Consider the following 20,311-nt stretch of genomic DNA (forward strand, 5'->3'; position numbering starts at 1 on the left):
ATCAGGACGGCGGATTGCCCGCATTTCCTTTTTATGCACATTTACTTTACAACCGTCGCCCTTTTCCTTCCCTCCGAGACGGTTACAAGGACGACTTCGCCGAATATTTGCACGCCCTCGACAACAACCGAATCGATATGCCTGGAAGGCGTTTGATGGCATACGACGACAATATGTTCCTCATCCGATCCCGGCATGCGAATCTTGCACGCTTCCGCGTACGCGTCGTCCGCCGGCTCGCCGGTATATCGGGTTACCGGAACTTTCTCCACTTCGGGAAATCCCGTCTCGCCGGGACGCTGCGGATACAGCACCTGCATGATCGAAACAGGGCCTGTTCCTGTGCGCGAGTAGCTTGCATACCGGTTCGGTTCCGTCCGGTTATATTCGTACGAGACGACTCCTTCGCCAATATCCGCTTGCAGCTCTTGGCTTGGGACCGGAATGACGCATAGATTCGCTCCGCTCGCGTGTTCGGTTTGGCATATTTGCGTCTCAGGGTCTATACGAACCGAGCCGGGCGCAAAATGGAAGTATTGCGTATACGTATGCTCTCCTTTGGCGGCAAAACTGTCGATCAACACCCAATAATGGGGCTTCACGAACAGAATTCTTCGGAGCGGATATACCGGGTCGTCCAGATGCCGGTAACCGTCGTGGCTCGCCTCGGCGTAATCGAAGCCGGGCGTGGAAATCCATCTTCTTCCTGCCGGCTTGGCGATTCGCCCGAATTGCCATGTGTCGACGATTTCCGTAAAGTCGATTCCGTCGACGACGGTCGTATTATGCGCGCCGCACCGTTTCAACTCCCGGCGCAGCGGGGTATGGTCGCTATAGCTGTACCGGCCCAGATCGGTAAGCAAATCCCGGCCGTATGCATGAATATCGATATGCAGCATATCGGCATGTCCATGTCCGCCGCCGAGATGGCCGCAGTGGAAGTGGAGGTATGCGTCTTGTTCGCTCCACCCCGAACGCATTACGTAGTTGCCGGAATATTCGAACGGATACGACGTTTGCGAAGGCGTCCGTGCAGGCATACTTTCGTAAATCCGAATGCCTTCCGTTCCAAACTGCCAGGCATTGTCGAAATCGACCTCGTCGTTTCCTCCGAAACGGAACGCCGAATCCCGGAAGAAAATCGCCGCAGCCGTCAGGATCGATCTGACATCGCTATTGTCGCTGTCTCCCAACATCGGCTGCCTATGGTTGGGCTTGGCCCAATAGAGCGAAGCTTCGCACATGCGCCGCACCGTCTCCGTTACGGCCGGATCGGCTTCAATCCCGTTGTTGCGGGCTGCCAGGAGAACGTCCAGATAGCAGAGAAGCACTTCGTGATGATACGTTGGCGATTGCTCCCAATGAACGCCATCCTCCATCACTTGGACGAGCGCCGTTTCCCGGAGCCTGTCCATGCTCAGCCTCCGCCACTGCGCCGCTTCCGCGAACTCCGGGACGAACAAGGAGAGCTCGAATAATCCGCTGTTCTCCAGCACGCCCCAATTGCTGATCCGCTTCCAGCCCGAATAGGCGGCAGCGATATATTGCGCATGTTCGTGCAGCGACAGCAGCATTCGGGCCGCAAGCCGCGGCGTCATGTGCGGACTGTCTTTCACATACCGGAACGCCTTGATCCAATTGGAGCAGCGCAGCCCCGCTTCGATCGAGCGCCATGTCTTCGTCTCGTTCGTCGGCGCGGCGGGAACGGGATTGCGGTCGATCCAATGCTCGAGCTGGCGGCAGAACGTTTCGGCGTAGCGCTCGTCGCCCGTCAATGCATACGCTTGTCCGAGCGCGATCCAATAGCGGTGCCGGTTGAGCATATAAGCCCATTCGACGTCCTGAAAGGGAACATGTTCCCAATCGATCGAGCCGTCGAAGGAAACCGGAATATGGGTGCGCTCCATATCCCATGGAAAACGGAAAACGAACGTTTGCCGCACGACTTCGTCGGCCGTTCGCATCACTTCGTCCAACTCGCTTGTACAGCGCTGTTTCACATAGGCGGCAATCTCCGCCTTGTCCTCGTCGCGAATAGAGAATGTCGGCGACGTTCTGTTCGCCATATGCCGATGCAGCGCCTCATAGGCGTCGTCGTAACGCTCCGACCGAACCGCTTCCTTCGCCCGTTCCAGCCCCGGAGCGTCCAGGTCGAGCAAGGCAAACAGGCCGAATTCGCGGCCGGCCTCGTGTCTAGCGTTCATACCAGTATCCTCCGATTCCCCGTTCCAACCGCATCAGCGACTCCAAATAGAAGTAATCGCCCCAGATCATGAAATCGTCCGGCGACAGATCGCCGCGAACATGATAGGAACCTCGCTTGAGCAGCCCTTCCGCTTCCTCCCCGATCGTCGCATAATGCTGCACCAGCGATGTCATTGACTTGACGAGCCATTCCTGATAATAAGCCCGCTCGGGATCACACTCGTCCAATTGCGCGATCAGTTCCTGCAATCCCGCGGCCGCAATTGCGGATGCCGAACTGTCGCGATAAGTATCGGGCGTTACGGGAACGTTGAAATCCCAATAAGCGACATGGTCTTCCGGCAAACGCTCGAAAAAATATTTTGCCATACGTTTGGCTGTTTCCAGGTAGAGCGGATCTTTCGTATATCGGTACGATAATGCGAAGCCGTATATGCCCCATGCTTGGCCGCGCGTCCAGGTCGAGCCGTTCGTATAGCCTTGATGCGTCGCACCGCCGATCGGTTCTCCCGTTTCCTGATGGAAGAAGAAGGTATGGTAAGAACTGTCGTCTCCTCTTACGAGGTAGCGCCGGCTTTTGTCCGCCTGGATCGCCGCAGCTTCCTTATAGGTTGGATTGCCGGTCTGCTCGCTCGCCCAATACAGCAGCGGCAAGTTCAACAGGCAATCGATAATGATGCGCCCGCCTTCCTTCGGGTCGTTCGCCGGCCCCCACGCTTGAATGTAGCGGCCCGGCTCGCGCCAGCGCTTCATCAGCGTATCGGCGGCTTGCAGCGTCAACTGCCGCGCTGCCTCGTCCTTCTCCACAATCCACTTCGCTTTCGCCGACAGGGAATACAGGAATCCGATGTCGTGATGATCGAGCACGACGCCGGCGTCCAGCCGTTCGCGAAAGCTCTCAACCGTCCGCGAAGCGGCCGCCCGAAAGCGTTCGTCGCGCGTATATTCGTAGCAAAGCCACAGCATGCCGGACCAAAATCCGTTGGTCCAATCGTTATTATCGATTTGCTGGTACTTGCCGTTCCGGCTGACATGGGGGAAGCGATCCCCGAATCGGTCTATATTTTGTAACGTCTTGGCAACAGCGTCGTCAATCGCGTTTTTCCACACAATAGCAAGCTCCCTTCGCATTGTTAACATTGCTTACTATTAATATAGTGAAAAAACGGTCTCCTAAAGGGGTCAAATTTTAGCTGGGATGTGCAAAATTTTGACTTTATTTGCGGGAAAATGAGGGAGAGCATTTGGTTCTGACTTGCCTTCGGGGAAGCGCGGCGGAGTTATGTATGACGGCATGTCCTTTGAATTTCCTTTTGTCGGTATCCCTCTTGTTCAGGCAAAGATTCGTACCGGAATCGGGGGCAAGACCGACGAAATCCGGAGCGGGAAATCGTTGTGGAACAAAAGGTCCTTTGATGCGAAAGAACCCGGTTTTCTGAACGAATGGGATGTCGACCAAAGGAGAGGGAAAAACATTAGTGCGGAAATAAGGACTGTGCAAGATGTACGCTAAGCCGGCGTTCATTCATTGCACAGCCCTCCTATTCATAGGACAGGCCTACAGGCTAGGATCTTTCATTCAGAGATCTGCAATTGTGCATCTTTTTACCCGTTTCGATCGGATGCTAAGGCAAAGCCTGTGAAAATGCATCTCTCTTCGATGGAAATGGGATGGTTTGATGCGGAACTCCTGCATAATCGAAGACTTTTTCCCTCTTTTCCTGTTTCGATGGGGAATTACCTGCATTTTGAGTCAACTTCATAATTTGCTACCGTTGATGTAACTTGCTTTTATTGCGCATTTGGCGCTAACGAAACTGGCAATCCTTACTGGGCTCAAAATGAAGACGTTCCCATCCTAACGAAAGTACGCATCGTTATTCATTGAAAATCGGCGGTTTTACGGCCATTTTCCCCTCATTAGCGTGTTTCAGTTTCGTTACACGACCAACAAGGTGATTTACAAGGCTATTAGCGTGTTTACGTTTCGTTAGACCGCTCGATGGGTCGTCAGCCGCCAACGGCATATTTGTCGCGGTCAGTTGCGGGTCAATCACGCATGACAATCCACACGAACCTGAGTCCGCAGCCTTTTCGATGCAACGCCGGTGGCATATTCGTCAAACCCGCCTGCAACTATCTCCACAAAATACCGCTAACATTCAATTTTTACTCCAAGAGCGCAAAACAACTCCAGTGATTTACCGTTAAAAAGACGCTTAGGACGAATCGGGACGTACCTTTCAATTTAACTCTATCCGATACGTCGCCCCGGGCGGAATAAAAAAGCGATGAAGGTCTTCGACCGTTTCCACCGAAACCGCCTTGCCATCCGGTCCGTACGCCTCTATCGGCTCCGCGCTGCGGACCGCTATCGCTCCCCCGGCCTCGGTTCGAACGTCGGCTTGCCGCAGTCGTCCATTCGCCCATTCGATATCGAATACATATCCTCCGCGAGCCCGAAGACCTTTCACCCGGCCTGAGGGCCATGCGGGAGGGAGCGCCGGCAGCAAGCGAATTTCGCCCCTGTGCGATTGCAGCAGCATTTCTTGGATCGCGGCCGCGCCTCCGAAGTTGGCATCGATCTGAAACGGCGGATGATCGCCGAATAGATTCGGGTGCACAGCTTTGCGCAGCAAGTCGCGAATGCTGGCATGGGCGTGTTGCCCGTCCTCCAGCCTTGCCCAGAAATTCGCAATCCAAGCCTGGCTCCAGCCGGTATGGCCCCCTCCATTCTCCAGCCTGCGCTCCAGCGTACGTCGGGCGGCGGTCCCCAATTCGGGCATCGTGCTAGGATCAATTTGTTCTCCGGGGTACAGAGCGAACAAATGCGAGATGTGGCGATGACCGGGCTCGGCTTCCTCGTAATCGACGGACCATTCCATGATCTGGCCGTGCCGTCCGATTTCGGGCCGGGGAAGCCGGTCTCGGGCGGCCGACCACTCCTCCCGAAGCGGCCGGTCCAGATTGAGACGCTCCGCCGCCTCCATGCAGGCGCCAAATAAAGCGAACGCAATTTGCGAATCCATCGAGGGACCGATGCAGAGCGCTCCGACCTCCCCTGCCTCCGTAATATAACGGTTCTCGGGCGAAAGCGAAGGCGCGGTTGCCAGCCATCCCCTCTCATCTTCGATCAAAAAATCCAGCAAGAAGAGCGCCGCCTCTTTCAGCACCGGGTACGCCCGATCGCGCAGAAACGCTTCGGAACCGTTATACCGGTAATGTTCCCAGAGGTGAAGGACCAGCCAGGCGCCGCCCGTCGGCCAGAAAGCGGCGGGCGTCCAGGCGGTGAATATGCCGCTTTCCGCCCACAGATTCGTTACGGAATGAACAGCGAAGCCTCTGGCCCCGTATAATTGGCGGGCCGTTTCGCGGCCGGTCGCAACGAGCCGGTCGATCAGGTCGAACAGCGGTTCGTGGCATTCCGGCAGATGCCCTCCCTCCGCGATCCAATAGTTCATCTGCAGATTGATATTAAGATGGAAATCCGATTCCCACGGCGGGGTGAAGCTCTCGTTCCATATCCCCTGCAGATTGGCCGGCAGGCTTCCGGGACGCGAACTGGCGATGAGCAAATAGCGTCCGTACTGGTAAAACAGCGCTTCAAGCCCGTTATCCGCCAAGCCCTCCCGATATCTTAGCAGCCGTTCCGAAGTCGGCAACCGCTCAACCTCCGCATCGTCACCGGCCTCAAGTTCCAGCGCGACTCTGTCGAACAAGCGGCCGTGGTCCCGGATATGCGAAGCCTTGAGCTCCGCATATGGGGTCGAGGCCGCCCGCTCCGCCTGAACCATCGCTTCAGCGCAAGGGTCGCCGCATCGAAACGAGGTCTGCGCCGCGATGACCAACATCACCGAATCGGCATGGCGAATGTCGATATAGTTGCCCGCCGCCTCCGTTTCGCCTCCGGCGGCAACCGCCCGCAGCACGGCCGCGTAATGCACGCCGTCCGGCCCGCATTGCCCTTGCATCGTCAGGATATTGTCCGCTTCTCTCCCGATCTCGCCCTCGAACGGTCTGCGGCTCAGCCTGGCCGTCATAGAGAGAGCCCCCGGCCGCGAAGCCGAGATACGAACAACGATCGCCTGTGCGACGGCGCTCGCAAATATTTCCCTGCGGTACGTTGTATCTCCCGCCCTATATTCAACGGAAGCGATGCCTGTCTGAAGATCCAGTTCCCGCCGATAGTCCGTCGCCGCGGCTTGCCCCTCCAGATTCAGCAATAAATCGCCAAGCGGCTGATATGGCCCGAAATAATGCGGCGCATTGGCCAAATGCAATAGAGCCAGCTTCTCCGCTTCCCGCGGTTTGCCCAGCCGAAGCAACTCCCTGATTTCCGCGAGCTTTCCGGCGCCATCCGGACTGCCGCCCCGATTCGGTCCCCCGTACCAAATGGAATCTTCATTCAGCTGTATCCGCTCGCCGCCGATTCCCCCGAAGATCATGCCGCCCAACCGGCCGTTGCCGACGGGGAAGGCCTCGGTCCATACTCCGGCAGGCCGCCGCTCCGTTAATTTGCAGCTTTTGTTACCCATATCGTCACTCCCGATCGTTTAATTCAAATTTCGATAATAATACCATAATAAAAACAAATTCATATAAATCCAATGAACAAGCGCGACCTGAAGCGTGCAATATTTTGACCGTTCCTTAGAAAAAAAGGGCCCCCGTAAGGATAATCAACAAACCGGGGGAAAACGGGATAAGGGATTCATTCAAGATGAACCCCTTATCCGCCCTCTACAATCTATGAATGGGTTTGATATTCCAGCATTCTGAGCAGCATCGCGACCGCTTCCGCCCTCGTTGCGGCATCGTTCGCAACGAATCGGCCGCCGCCGCGTCCGATGACGATGTCCAACTGACGGATTGCTTCCACCGCGCCTTTCGACCACTTTGGAATGTCTTCGTCATCGGCGAAGCCCGTTGTCGCATTCTCGTCCAGAAGCCCCCCTAGCGCTCTAGCAATCATCGATGCCATTTCCGCCCGGGTAATATGCGCTTCCGGCCGGAAGCTTCCGTCTTCGTACCCGTTCACAATGCCCGCTTGCACGGCGAGTGCGACTGCTTGCTCAGCCCAGGCGCCAATCTTGGACCAATCCGTGAGCGCAGGCGCCGATCCTGCGCCATCCAACTTCAGCGCACGCGCAAGCATGACCGTAAATTCGGCGCGGGTGACCGGGCTGTCCGGCTTGAACGTTCCATCCGGGTAGCCGCTTACGATCTGTTGCGACGCCGCGCGGTTGACGGAACGCTCGCTCCAATGACCGGCCATGTCGGTGAACATCGGGTCCGGCTGCTCCGCTTCTTCTCCGTCCTCCTCCTTTTCCGCCGCCATCACGGCAAACTTGGCAAAGCGCTCTGCCTCGACAGTGATCCATTCGCCGTCAACTTTGCCGCCTATTTCAATCCACATGTTCTTCTCATCGTCGTAATAGAAGATGGCGGCTTTCCGATCCTTGCCGACGTTCGCCGCATCGAACTTGATCGACAACGTGACCGGCTTCTTAAGGTTGCCTCCGATATTCTTCGACACTTGGAACATTGAACTGACCGGCGTTTCCCGATCCGTCAAGAGGCGCGAAGGATCGGACAGCTTCTCGATCGCGATGCGCAGTTCCTGCCCTGCCGCCCCAGCGGGAACTTTAATGATGATTTCCCCGCCCAGGCTGACTTCTCCGCTTCTTCCAACCGGAATGGAAACGAAGCCGTTGGCCGATGCGACGATTCCGGGACCGCCGCCGTACCGCCCGCTCGAATCGCCGTCGCTGCCGGAACCGCTATTCCCTCCGGCCGCTCTTGGGACCGCTGTCGCCGTATTCGAGAAATCGCTGGCGCCTTCCGCATAGATGGCCTTTACAACGAACGCATAGCTCGTTCCGTTCGTTAATCCGGGAACGGTATAAGAGTTCGTCGTTACATTGCTTGTTACGAGATCCCACTGGTTAGGGTCCATTGGCGCAGCCGTTCCTTCGTATTTGTATACGGCGTAGGTAACGGCTCCGGCCGCTATCTTCCAACTCAACGTTACCCGACGATCCCCTCCCGCTGCGGCAAGTTGCTGCGGAGCCTCAAGCGCAGTGGATTTCGTCACCGCTTGCGTCACGGTAAACGTTACGTCCTCCATCTCGGCCGCGGATACCGTTACCTTTGCCGTATACGTTCCTGCCGCCAGACCGTTCTTCGCTGTCACAGTGAAGGTCGTGGCAGGCGTTGCGGCATTGAGCGTCGTTGCCGCCGGCTGCGTGATCGTGAATTTGTCTGCATCCGCTCCGCCTAAAGCTACGGCCAGATTCGTCAAATCGCCCGTACCCGTTCGCTTGACGACAATCGTCTTCGTCTCCTGCGAACCGGACGCGTAACCTTCCGTTAACGGCGCCGCTGTCTGGTTGATGATCGGAGCTATGGTAAACTCATTGCCGGCCGTATTGTCGAGCTTGCGTACCGTTACTGCGAATGTTTTCGTTATTTTCGCTTCTTCGTTAATGATGAGAGCGGTTATCGTCACGCGAGCATCCCCTTCGGTATAGGCAGGGCGCTTCACATTTCCGTTATTGTCGATAACGGACGGTCGATCCGTCGTCCAAACAATCGTGGATCCATATACCGCGCCTGTCTTCGGCAAGATAAGGTTCCCGGTTACCCCATCGGCCGTATCGCCAACGGCAAAGCCTATTTCGAGCGCCTCCATGTCCGCTGCCGCCTTCTCGGCAGGAGACGCATCCGTAGGCGCGATCCACTTGGCATGAAGAACCGTATTATCGAAGACCGTGCCGGTTTCAAAGTTCCACGCCGTCGCATAGCTTTCGTCCGTATACCAGCCGCCGAATTTGTAACCTTCCCTCGTTGGGTCCGTTGACGGTTTGGCTGCATGGCCGCCGACAGGTACAACCTGATGCGGAATATAGCTTCCTCCCCGACCCGTTTCAAACTCGACCGCTTTCAGGCCTTCGTTCCCGATTTGATGCACGCCGATGTCAAGCGCATCGTCAGGTCGAATGGCGTTTCCGAAGAAGTCGCGTGTCAACGGGAAAATTTGGCTTACGTCCCGCCAGCCTGCAAGCGTTTGATCCGCTCGAAATCCGGCGCCTACCGCGGCATTGCTATCCGCCGACTTGAGCTTGAAGCCCGCCAGCTTGGACGCGTCAAACTCGGAACGGGCGATCGCTTTACCGGTCCCTGTATTTCTAGAGTTGGACAGAACCGTATTCTTATCTCCGTTCTCAACAATCGTTCCGTTGGTTGGAATATCGTCTTTAGGAATGACGTCAATATCGAGAGACTGCTCTATATTTGCCAAGATCGTGGCCGGATCCGCATACATATTATGCGATCCATACACGCCTGCGGCAAATTTGCTTCGATCGATCAAGGTTTCCGGATAAATGATATTGTAATCGAAGCTCCCATGCGTCATGACGCTCTTTGAACCTATGTCGAAAACGCTGATCGTGTCTTTGCCGTACACAATATTGTTGTAAAAATGGGTCCAGATCGAGCCTGTGCTGCCTGTACCGAATATTCGCGTCGTATTTGCGCCAAGCTTGAAAATATTGTTGTGTATCAACGGATAATCCGCGCTGCTTGAACTGCCGCCAACCGCATAATAAAACAAATGCGAGGATGCCGCGGATCCTTCTTGGGGACTGCCGTCGTCAATACTAATGTTGTAACGCACAACGCTGTTCTTCGAAGCGGGCATGAACAACATGAAACCGCCATAATTGTTTCGGCTGTAGTTATATTGATAAACTGCCCCGTCATTGAAACTGTCGATGTCAAATGCTTCGCCGTCGGCGCAATTGTACGGGTTGTCCACCACTTCGTTATATTCCATCACGGAATCCTTGGCGCCCATGAACCAGAGAGCGGCGTAATTGGCCACACTGATATATTTGCCGATCCCGTCGGTGATGTTCGGACCTTCCCCGTTCGGCTTCGCGTCGGTCAAATACGTTTTCCCAAACCCCGTAATATAGTTGTAACGGACTTCTCCCTCAAGCGCGTTGGATAGAACCATGGCGTCGCCCGAGCCGTTCGCCATGTAGTTGTTGAAGTAACGAACCTTCATAATGGCGGGATATCCGCTTTTCGTCCAACCGTCCGGATGGAATCCCGTATTGCGAATTCCTTCGTTGTCGCAGCGGATGGCGGTATTGCCTTCAGCCAAAATATCGTCGATATAGCCGTAAAATATAATGCCGCCGGCCACCTTGGCGCCGCCATAGCTCTGATGAAGGGCATTGACGTCGTGTACGTAAGAATTGGTCACGTATATATGGCTTTTTTTGCTGGCCATAAAGTTTTCGGGAGTGCGCTCCTCCAGCGTCCCGGCGTAATTATTCATAATCATAATGCCGTTGCGCCCTATCTCCCATTGGGGACCGAGATTTGTCACTTCAAGCCCGTCGATTTCCCAATATTCCTCATTGACGAGCTCAACAGCGCCGGAAGCTAAACGTTTTTCTACCGGATTGGTGTCAAAAATATAGTACGGGTCCTTGCTTATGGTGCCGCCGCCGTTAATAACAGGTCTCTTGTACTTGTGCCCTCCGTCGTTGTATTTGCCAAGCTTGATCGCCTTGCCCTCCGTGCCGGAGCCTCGCAGCTTCAGTTGCCCGTTCCAAATCGACTCGGCATCCAGGAAGATTCGGTCCCCGGGATTGAATCCGGTCTGATTGATCTTGTCCAACGATTTCCAGGCAGTCTCCGGCGTCAAGCCGTCATTGGCATCATTTCCGGTTTGATTCGAAACATAATACGCTCTCGGTTCGTGATTCGCAATGTCGACCGTAATATCCAGCGTCTTTCCGCCTTCAAATTCAAGCGCGACGGTTGCCTTGCCCACGGGAAGCGAGCTTAAGAAGCCGTCCTTGAGCAACATTAGGTCCGTGGCGTCTATGAGGCGGTAATCGACGTCTTCGACAAGTTTCCGGCCGTTGTACAACACTCCGGTCAGGTCAGCCAGGTCCGGCGTCACGCGCAGGGCGATATTTTTCTTGTTCGCCAGGTCAAATTCAACAACATCGGGCGTCACCGTATATTGTTTGCCGGCTAACTTGACCTGCGCGGAGACCGTGGCGGTCTTCAGAGCCGCCGACTCCGAGACGACGGAAACATCGTCAAAAAAGCAGCGATTTTCGATATTTCCGGCGTTAGCGTTCCAGTTCGTCATCAGAACAAGAGCGCCGATGTCCTTGACGGCAGTCGTTCTATATGCGGTTTGCCCGTCAATTTTGGCGGTCATGCCGTCGCCGTTAACGACCCACTCGAATTTATGCCATCCTGCGGAACGTTCGATTTTATCGCCGGTCGAGCCGTCCGTAGGGTTCCATGCGCTGCCGGCGCGCCAGATATAATAACCGTACCGGTTTGTATCGCTTTTATCCTGCACTACGCCTAGCGCATAATAATTGCTGGTGCTGTTGTTATTGGCGGCATTCTGGACGCTGAACGCCAATTTGATCAGTTGGTCCATATCGCCGGGATCGTAAAACCAAGCCGTTACCGTGCCATGAACCGGGCTGTCCGCTCTTGAATTCACCACCGCTCTGGCAGGTCCCGTCGTACCGGACACGGCCGTAGCGGCGCTTCGCCCATAATGCGGCTTCACCGTGGAATGAATATAGGAGCCGGGAATTCCGACAGTAAACTTCTTGTCGTCCTCAAAATGATCCACGAAGAGGATGTCGTCTCCCTCATAATAAGAGACCGTCGCGTATACAGTTACCTGGTCATCTCCCGACTCGTCCGGATTGTAAGAGGGCTTGACTTGGATGTTGCCGTCCCGGTCCACTTCAACCTTATCCTTGTCTTCATCGTTAAGACTATAGGCGACATGATCGATGACGTAATCGAATCCGCCGTCAATGAACAGCCTGTCGCCGGAGCCCTTGCTCAACACGGTTGAATCAAAGCTCAACGCCAAATCTTTCCCGCTGTAACTTGCGCTTTGGTCAGACGGTTCCGAATCCGTATATCGCGTATCCGGATTGCCTAACGCCCTTACCGTATATGTGTATGCCTGCGCATCGGGCAAAGCGAATGTATACTGTGTCGCCGGCGCATCGATCAGTACGGGTTGATGAACGGGAACATCGTTCAGGCAGAGCTGCAATTCATACTTCCAGGCATAGTCAACAGAGCTCCAGTTCGCCGTTCTCCCCTTCCACCCTGTCGCTTCGGGCTTGCCGAGAGATTGGATTGCAATCGCGTTTGACAAATCCGATTCCGGACTGTTCGCGTAAGATTTACCGTCATACATTGTGCCGAGCGTAACCATCGATACCCGGTAGTCGCCCGAACCGGCTGCTCTCATCTGTGAAATCAGGCTTTGCCGGTTCGACTGCGCGTTAAAGACGAACGCATCGACGGCCATATTGTCCTTATACAATATAAAAGCATGCCAAAAATCGTAGTTTGCCAGATTTGAGCTAAAACCGACAACCGCATCCTTGCCGCTCGCTTCGCCCAATGTAACGGCTGCAGGCGCAATAAATCGGTCAGGGGCTTGACTGTCCCCTACCAAGAGCAGCGCTCTGGCAGACGCGACGGATACTCCATTCGTGATGACGCAGTAATAGCTCTTGGCATTATCCGCCAAGCCGGCCGCAAACGTATAGCTGCTGCCGGTCGCGCCTTCTATTCTTACAGGCTCCGCATCCGGCTCCTTGTCTACAACATACCATTGGTACTCCGACGGATCGCCGTTAACCGAATCGGCAGCTGCGGACAACGTCACAGTTCCCGGATTCGACAGGATTTGAAAACGGGGGTGTTGCGTAATCGACAGGCCGAAGCCTTTGGGATCGCTTAATGCGGAATCCGGGGTATGCCGATTATCGGCTGTTACGCCTTTCACCTTGAATGCGTAGTCTCCCGGGCCGTGTTGGCTAATCAGGCCAGTCCAATCATATTGGTTCGTCAAAGAGGCTTCCGAACCCAGTGACGTTCCGCTCTTAAACAATTCAACCACATAGCCGGCCGCACCTGGCATCTCGTCCCATATCGCCTTGGCGCCGGACCATGCCAGGCCTGTCGCCGCATTCGATTCGCCGCTTATCGTCAGCTGCAATTCGCGCGCAACATCCCCAAAGCTCAATTGAAACGTATAGCTTCCCGGCGGCAAACTGTCTAAAAATTGATTTGCAATCGCAACAGTATGTCCCGGCGTATTCACGCTGTAATTTTCGCTGCCGATCGACGCGCCGTTCCACTTTACATCCGCAAAACCATCCAGATGAGGCGAAACGGTCACCGTCAGATCCTGTGCGGATCCACGATGATAGACAGCGCTTTCAGGCGAGATGGAGTAGTACACTTCCGCGGTAACCGTCACCGTGTCCGCAGTTGCCGGAACATCATTCGCGTCAAGAACGATCCGTTCGCTTTCCCCCTTCCCGGTTCTTTCCGGCTTGTCATAGGCAGCATTCGGCGTAAGCGACCCCGCCTCTGAATGATCGGCTTGTACATTAGCTTGCGCCAAGTTCGCTCCTACAAGCGAGAAGATGAGAACAAGCGATACAATCTTTTTGAACTGTCGAAAATGAGACATATATTTCCCCCCTCAAATTAGAATCGGATAGCGTTAAATTTTTGCCGGTCAATGCTTATGTTTGCGCTTTCAACTCGTTCCTTCACCAACAATCGAAGCTGATCCTCCGCATAGATTTGGAGCAAAAGCGGTTTCGCCTCCGAAAATGGCTTATCACCCATTTCCTTCTTAGACATCAACAATACATCGACGACCTCGCCTTTGTATTCGACTTCACTCCGTTTCTGACCCGGCTCCAGTTCCTTCAGTTCATACCATATGTCAAGCGCTTGCGTATCTCCTTTGGGGATATCGTTCTCCGTCTGCGTCAATATTTCGGTGGAGCCGTCTTGGCGCAACATCATGTAGGTAAGTTCTACACCCAACGTAAACAAATCTTTGTTCGCTTCGTAAACGGGATACAACTCTTCATCCGTCACCTTCGTTTTATTCGAGTACCACTTGACAAGTTCGGACCAAACATGGTTTCTGATATAGTTGTAATATTGATACTCGTCAAAGGAGGACAAACCGTAAAACACCTCGCCGTCCTTCAGCATGCGCTCACGCTCGGCATTCGTCCTTTCCCGTTCGTTCATGATGGAGGAAAAGCGGATGTCCTTGCCGATCAGTCCCTGTTCCACGGCAACGATCGCTTCCATTTTGGCTGTCAGCAGCTTGTCAAGCGCGCTGTTGCGGGCGTATTCCAAGGGGGTTTGCCCGTCAAACTTACGATCCCAAAAATCGGAGTCGGCATCCGCGCCGTATTGCTGATAAAAAGTATTGGCGGTCAATGCTCGTTCATCGTATAAAAACAGCAGAAATTCTTGTTCGGACACCCCAAATCCGTCAATGGTCAACAAGTCGCCTTCATCCCCCTGTTGAAACGATCCGCTTACCGGCTTGATTAAGAAGAAAGCGACGAAAATAAAGCTTGCGGCAACGGCGGCAACCAATGAAACCAGTGCAACTCTCTTCGCTTTGCCATGAAAAAACGGGCGGTCCGTCAAAAAAATTCACCTCCTGAACGGCTTCATGCCGGCTTTTGTTTTAATACTATAATAGGGAAACGATTCTTCCGGAGCGTGCACGAAATTTACTAATATGTGCAATTTTTGTACGGGGATGTGTGCGGCACAGTTGCGATTGCAAACAAACGAAAGGCCCACCCGCCGTCATGCGGATGAGCCCTTTCTTTTCTCGGCCTTACCTATATTCGCTTGGAGTTACGCCGTTATACTTTTTGAACACCTTCGAGAAATAAGTTCGATCCGAATAGCCTAATTTCATGGATATGACTTCGATCTTGCCCGCATCGTTCTTGATCATCTGCGCCGCTATATCCATCTTCAGCCGATGAACATAATCCGTGAAATTCATGCCGGTTAATTTCTTAAAGTAGCGGGAGAAGTAATTAGGATTCAGAAACAGGCGATTCGCCATCGTGACGGCTGTAATATTCTCCGACAAGTGCTCTCTCACATAATCCTCAATAATTTTCAGCCTGGGCGTTTTCGAGAACATGATGCCGGAATTTGCCGCCGGACCCATGACATGCCGAATCCGCATACGGATCAGTTCCAACGTCTCTTCGATTCTCCCCGAATGCAAGAGATAGTAATGAAAGGACTCCGATTCCACCTGATAACCGAGCTCAAACTCGATCATACGGATCATTTGCGAGCATTCCGATAGCCCTCTGGAGGGGTAGACCGCGCTTTCCTTCATTTCTGCCAACGATTGATCGAACAATTCCAGTATCGATTCCGGGTTCCCTTCGCGTGCGGCAGACAAGAATGCCGCTCTTACGCCTGTCGTCATATGGGGGGTTCTCAGCCACTCGGCCGGCTTCCATTCCTGCAGGACGGCATAGGAAACCGAATCGTAATACAGGTCGGAATCATACTGCTTCAGGCGGGAATGGACGGAACCGATCGATTGGACGTCCCGAAACGGATTGCTGACGACGACTCGCATTCGCACCTTGATATACTCCTGCACCGCGCTATGAACTTGGTCCATATATCGGCCGAATCGTTCATGCGCATTGACGGCAAGATTCTTCTCGTAATTATAGATCAGCAGAATCGTCCCTTCTTCGTCTTGAAACACCGATATTCCATCCATACCCAAAGCCACATTTTCCGCAATATTATAGAGGGCGAACCGGATCAACGGAAGATCCTTGAAGCTGTAGCGCGCCGCGAATGAAGCGTAATCGAACATGCCGAGCGCCATCAGGAAGTCGTTTTTTTTCCACACGACTCCTATTCTTAAACCCAATTGCTTCACCGAATCCGAGTCGTCTCCGGACAAAATCTGCTTCATGAACGACTGTTTAAGCAAGTTTTTGTGCCGTTGAATTTCGATTCGATTCGATAATTGCTCCAGGCGGCTTGTTATTTCGTCGAGATGCGAAACCGCCTTAAGAACGCTTTCCTTCAATTTGTCGGAATCGAGTTCATCCTTGATCAAATAATCGTCCGCGCTGATCTGTACCGCCTTGCGGGCGTAATAGAAATCCTCGTGACAGGTGAGGAAAATAATCCGGACATCCGGATTGATTTTCTTCATCTCCATAGCCAGTTCGACCCCATCCATCTGCGGAAGACCTATATCCGTAATAACCAATTGCGGGTCCTTCTCTTTGAACAGGCGCAATGCCTGAACGCTGGAGCAAGCTGAAGCGGTTATTCTTAGGCCGAGCTCATCCCATGGCAGCAGCTGCTCCAAATAACTTAGCATGGGAACGTCGTCGTCAACCAGCATCATCCGATAAGTCATGCAGCTTCCCTCCGCATCTGCAGGCAGGTCTGTCTATCCTTTGACTCCTCCCACAGTTATTCCTTTAATCACTTGTTTCTGAAGAAGCACGAAAACGATAAGAATAGGCAAAATCGTCGAGACGGCAGCCATCATAATCACCGCATAACTCGTACCGTATTGGGAAGCAAACGACTGTATGCCGAGCGTAACGGTATACTTGCTTTTACTGATCAGGAAAATCAACGGGTTCTGGTAATCGTTCCATGTCCAGAGAAACTTCAGAATGCCTACGGTAGCCAAGATCGGTTTGGCCATCGGCAGAACGATCTGCCAATAAATTCGCAAATGGCCGGCGCCGTCAATCTTGGCCGCTTCGATATACTCCGTATGAATATCCCTAATAAATTGGCGCGCCAGAAAGGTCAGCGGGATCGAAAACGCTCCCATCAATACCAGTGCGGAGTGCGTATCGTAAAGCCCGAACCATTTGACAAGGATATATCTTGGGACCAACGTCGATTCCTGCGGGATAAGAAAGAACGAGAGCACAAGCACGAACAACGCATTTTTGAACGGAAAATTCAATTTGGCGAACGAATAGCCGGCCATGGATGAGAAGAGCAGCGTCAGCAATGTCATTAGGATCGCAAGTTTCAGCGAGTTCATATAGTACAAGCCGAACGGCACATGTCCGAGCCATACGGTTTTGAAATTCTCGATCATGTTCCACTGGGCCGGAATCCATTCGATTGGAAATTTCATCACATCCACTTCATACTTGGCGGCTGCGGAGAGCATCCAAACCAATGGAGAAATGAACAACAAGGAGAAAAGGCCGATTATGACGGTAGCGATCCATTTACCTAAACGCAATTTTTTCACCGGTTGTACCTCCTAGAACTCGTTCTTCTGCATACGCGATGTGGCTATCGTAATCATAGCGATTATCAGAAACAGCACCATAGACAATGCCGAAGCGTAGCCCATACGGAAATTTTGGAAGCCTTCCTCGTAAAGGTAATAAACCAATACGTTGGTCGCGTTATTCGGACCTCCCGAAGTCAGAAATGCGATCAAATCGAACACCTTAAAGGAAGAGACGATGCCGGTAATACTCAAGAAAAAAGTGGTCGGCCCGAGCAAAGGAACGGTTATCTTGAAAAATTTGTGTAAAGATCCGGCGCCGTCGATTTCCGCCGCTTCGTATAGCTCATCGGGTATGTTCGTTAATCCGGCCAGATAAATGATCATATTGTAGCCGAGAACCTGCCACACCGCGATAATAATAATCGCCCAAAGAGCGTAATTGGTGCTGCCCAGCCACCCCGGAGGCTCGCTCATCCCTAACGACATCAAGATGTTGTTGATTACGCCTTGCGTAGGGTGGAACAATACGCTGAACACGGTTGCAATCGCTACGGTGGTAGCAATATACGGGATAAAGAAAACCACCTTGAACAGTTCTTTCAGGTATACCTTGGAATGGATGACTGCAGCCAGAATCAATCCGAGCGCCATGCTGACCGGAACGAGAATGACCGAATAGAGCAAATTGTTCTTCAATGCTTTAAGAAATTTCGCATCGGAGAGAATCGCCTTGTAGTTATCGAGACCGATCCAATGGATCGCATCGAATCCTCCTACCAGGTTCCATTCCGTAAAGCTCAAATAAAGCGAAAAGAATAACGAGAAAACGCCGAATAACAGGATGCCCGTAATCTCCGGGACGACAAATAAAAATCCGACCAACGATTCCCTGCGGGAGTTCGTCCAAAAAACCTTCCTGCCTCTCTCCCCATCCGTCTTCGTGGAAATCAATGCCATCTCTCTCACCTCAATCTATATGTATCTATGAGAGTAATATAATGGATTGAGGGAAGACCGGCGCAAACGATTTATACTCATATGTGAAATATTGTTACCTTGGCTGCTCACCGCTCATCGGCTGCAGTCATTCGCCCTGCGCTTGTTGGCGGCTGCTTTCCTCCGGTTTGGGAAGAAACATAATAAATGTGGTTCCGGCATCCTCATTTCGCCGCACGTCTATTGCTGCCTTCTCTCCGTAAGTTAGACGCAAGCGCCTGAGCGTGTTTAACAACCCGACTCCGCGATTTTCCTCAACATGCGCTTCCTCCCTAAGCATTGTCCTGAGTCCGTCGATCTGCGCTTCTTCCATGCCAGTCCCGTTATCTTTCACCTGTACGGCCACCCCTGACTCCGTTTCGCCGATTTGTACCTCAATCTCCGCATAATCGGGGGGATCCGCAAAACCGTGGACGATCGCGTTCTCCACCAATGGCTGCAGAATAAGGCGGGGAACTTCGAATGACTCCAGATTTTTCGGAAGCTCTACGATGAGATAAAGGCGCAACCGGCTTCTGACCTTCATGATATCGACATAATCCTGGAGCAGCTTGCATTCCTGCCTTAACGTACTCATATCGTTGACCCGCATGTACGCTCTCAAGAGACTCATTAAAGCTTCAACCTGCCGGCCGCGAACGGAATCTCCGGCAAGCAGCAATTCGCACTTGATGGAATTCAACGTGTTAATCAAGAAATGAGGCCGAATTTGGGAGAATAAAGCCTGCAGTTCAATAATCCGCTTCTCCTCCTGCTCTTGTTCGACGTCGGAGATCAACCGGTTGATCTGGTCCAGCATTTTGTTAAAGGCGCTGCCCAGAACTCCGAATTCGTCGGTGCCTGTTACAGGAAATCGAACGAGCCGATTCCCGCCTCCGAATTGCTCCGCCGTTCTCTGCAGCTTGAATAACGGCCGATGAATCCGTTTCGCCAAGACGATGGAAATCGCGATAAAAATAAGGACCGATACGCCAAGAATTAGCCCGTACAGAAAAAATATATTCGTGATTTCGTCCGTAATCTCCTGAGGCGAGAACCTATATAGCACTTGCCAGCCCGTTCTCGCGACCGTTGACTGCAATTCGATCACTTCAGGGACGGATTCAAGCCCCGATTGTTGCGGGTATAAGAGAATCGGGGTCCCGTCCGCTTCATACAAGCCGATCTGTCCCGCTCCGATGCCTTCGAACAACTGATGGAAGTACCGGTAGGAAACGGCTACATACAACACCCCTAAATAATCATTGCCGCTATGATCTTTGATCACTTTCACGAAAAGATAATTCGATTCGCCAATATCGTAGAATTCTCCTTGTCGTACAGGCGCGTTTAACCAATAAATCCGCTCCGGATTCGCTTCCTTCTTCCACCGTTCGGTGATCCGTTCGGATGATACCGCTTCGATCCTGTTATTGGCAGCGTAATCGGCACCGGCCGTTCCTATCTGGAACCGGGCTTTATTCACATAGAATACGCGCGCTTTCAAGCCGGAAGTCTTGGAGAAGGCCAGGTCCAGCATTTCGGAAATGCGCCCGTATCTCTTATAATCTTCCGAAGAAGCAATCCGGTTCACATTCTTGAACGCCTTCAAGTCGTCATACAGCGCGTTGTATCGGAATAAATTGGAGGCGTATATAATGTCCTCCACACTCTTTTCCATATCTCCGGCTATCACATTGACTACATTCTGACGCGAGCTTTGTACCTTGTCGATCACCACATCCTTGATCAGGAAAAAGGCCATGAACGAAACGATGGACAGCGGAAGCAGGATAAATATAAACATGGTTAGCTGATTCCGCATATAGAACGATCGTTTAAACAGTTTGTACATGCGTCTTTCGCCTCACTCCGCTCTGAAGTCCGATTCAATCGAAAGCCTGAAAAGGCCGCCATTTGGCGGCCGCCTTCTCATTATACCAATCTCTCAATCGGTCGATCTAT

At 52.8% G+C, this 20,311-nt stretch carries 9 protein-coding genes; all 9 read right to left on the reverse strand.

Features of this window, described 5'->3' with window-relative positions; all coding sequences use genetic code 11:
- Positions 1 to 41: 41 nt before the first annotated feature.
- Positions 42 to 2,204, reverse strand: coding sequence for a heparinase II/III family protein (locus LQ229_RS07100; RefSeq protein ID WP_230191283.1), 2,163 nt, complete (start codon positions 2,202 to 2,204; stop codon positions 42 to 44).
- A complete protein-coding gene (locus LQ229_RS07105; RefSeq protein ID WP_230191284.1) occupies positions 2,194 to 3,315 on the reverse strand; it encodes a glycoside hydrolase family 88 protein in 1,122 nt (373 codons plus the stop codon). Before LQ229_RS07105 ends, LQ229_RS07100 begins: the two co-directional genes overlap by 11 nt.
- Before the next feature lie 1,133 nt (positions 3,316 to 4,448).
- Positions 4,449 to 6,740, reverse strand: coding sequence for a glycoside hydrolase family 95 protein (locus tag LQ229_RS07110; RefSeq protein WP_230191285.1), 2,292 nt, complete (start codon positions 6,738 to 6,740; stop codon positions 4,449 to 4,451).
- Between the two features lie 212 nt (positions 6,741 to 6,952).
- Positions 6,953 to 13,759 (reverse strand): S-layer homology domain-containing protein, encoded by a 6,807-nt coding sequence (locus LQ229_RS07115; protein WP_230191286.1) that lies wholly within the window; start codon positions 13,757 to 13,759, stop codon positions 6,953 to 6,955.
- Between the two features lie 17 nt (positions 13,760 to 13,776).
- A complete protein-coding gene (locus LQ229_RS07120; protein WP_230191287.1) occupies positions 13,777 to 14,748 on the reverse strand; it encodes a hypothetical protein in 972 nt (323 codons plus the stop codon).
- A 196-nt stretch (positions 14,749 to 14,944) separates the two neighbouring features.
- Positions 14,945 to 16,522: a response regulator gene (locus LQ229_RS07125; protein WP_230191288.1), complete on the reverse strand. Its 1,578-nt coding sequence runs from the start codon at positions 16,520 to 16,522 to the stop codon at positions 14,945 to 14,947.
- A gap of 33 nt (positions 16,523 to 16,555) precedes the next feature.
- Positions 16,556 to 17,386 (reverse strand): carbohydrate ABC transporter permease, encoded by an 831-nt coding sequence (locus LQ229_RS07130; protein WP_230191289.1) that lies wholly within the window; start codon positions 17,384 to 17,386, stop codon positions 16,556 to 16,558.
- A 12-nt stretch (positions 17,387 to 17,398) separates the two neighbouring features.
- Positions 17,399 to 18,328, reverse strand: coding sequence for a sugar ABC transporter permease (locus LQ229_RS07135; protein WP_216537955.1), 930 nt, complete (start codon positions 18,326 to 18,328; stop codon positions 17,399 to 17,401).
- Between the two features lie 127 nt (positions 18,329 to 18,455).
- A complete protein-coding gene (locus tag LQ229_RS07140) occupies positions 18,456 to 20,171 on the reverse strand; it encodes a histidine kinase (protein ID WP_230191290.1) in 1,716 nt (571 codons plus the stop codon).
- Positions 20,172 to 20,311: the final 140 nt, after the last annotated feature.

The sequence above is a fragment of the Paenibacillus sp. CECT 9249 genome (assembly GCF_918697855.1).
Taxonomy (GTDB): Bacteria; Bacillota; Bacilli; order Paenibacillales; family Paenibacillaceae; genus MSJ-34.

Bases quoted from the DNA above. Each gene is read 5' to 3' on its own strand.
- LQ229_RS07100 (WP_230191283.1), bottom strand. From the start codon at position 2,204: ATGAACGCTAGACACGAGGCCGGCCGCGAATTCGGCCTGTTTGCCTTG.
- LQ229_RS07110 (WP_230191285.1), bottom strand. From the start codon at position 6,740: ATGGGTAACAAAAGCTGCAAATTAACGGAGCGGCGGCCTGCCGGAGTA.
- LQ229_RS07115 (WP_230191286.1), bottom strand. From the start codon at position 13,759: ATGTCTCATTTTCGACAGTTCAAAAAGATTGTATCGCTTGTTCTCATC.
- LQ229_RS07135 (WP_216537955.1), bottom strand. From the start codon at position 18,328: ATGGCATTGATTTCCACGAAGACGGATGGGGAGAGAGGCAGGAAGGTT.
- LQ229_RS07140 (WP_230191290.1), bottom strand. From the start codon at position 20,171: ATGCGGAATCAGCTAACCATGTTTATATTTATCCTGCTTCCGCTGTCC.
- LQ229_RS07125 (WP_230191288.1), bottom strand. From the start codon at position 16,522: ATGACTTATCGGATGATGCTGGTTGACGACGACGTTCCCATGCTAAGT.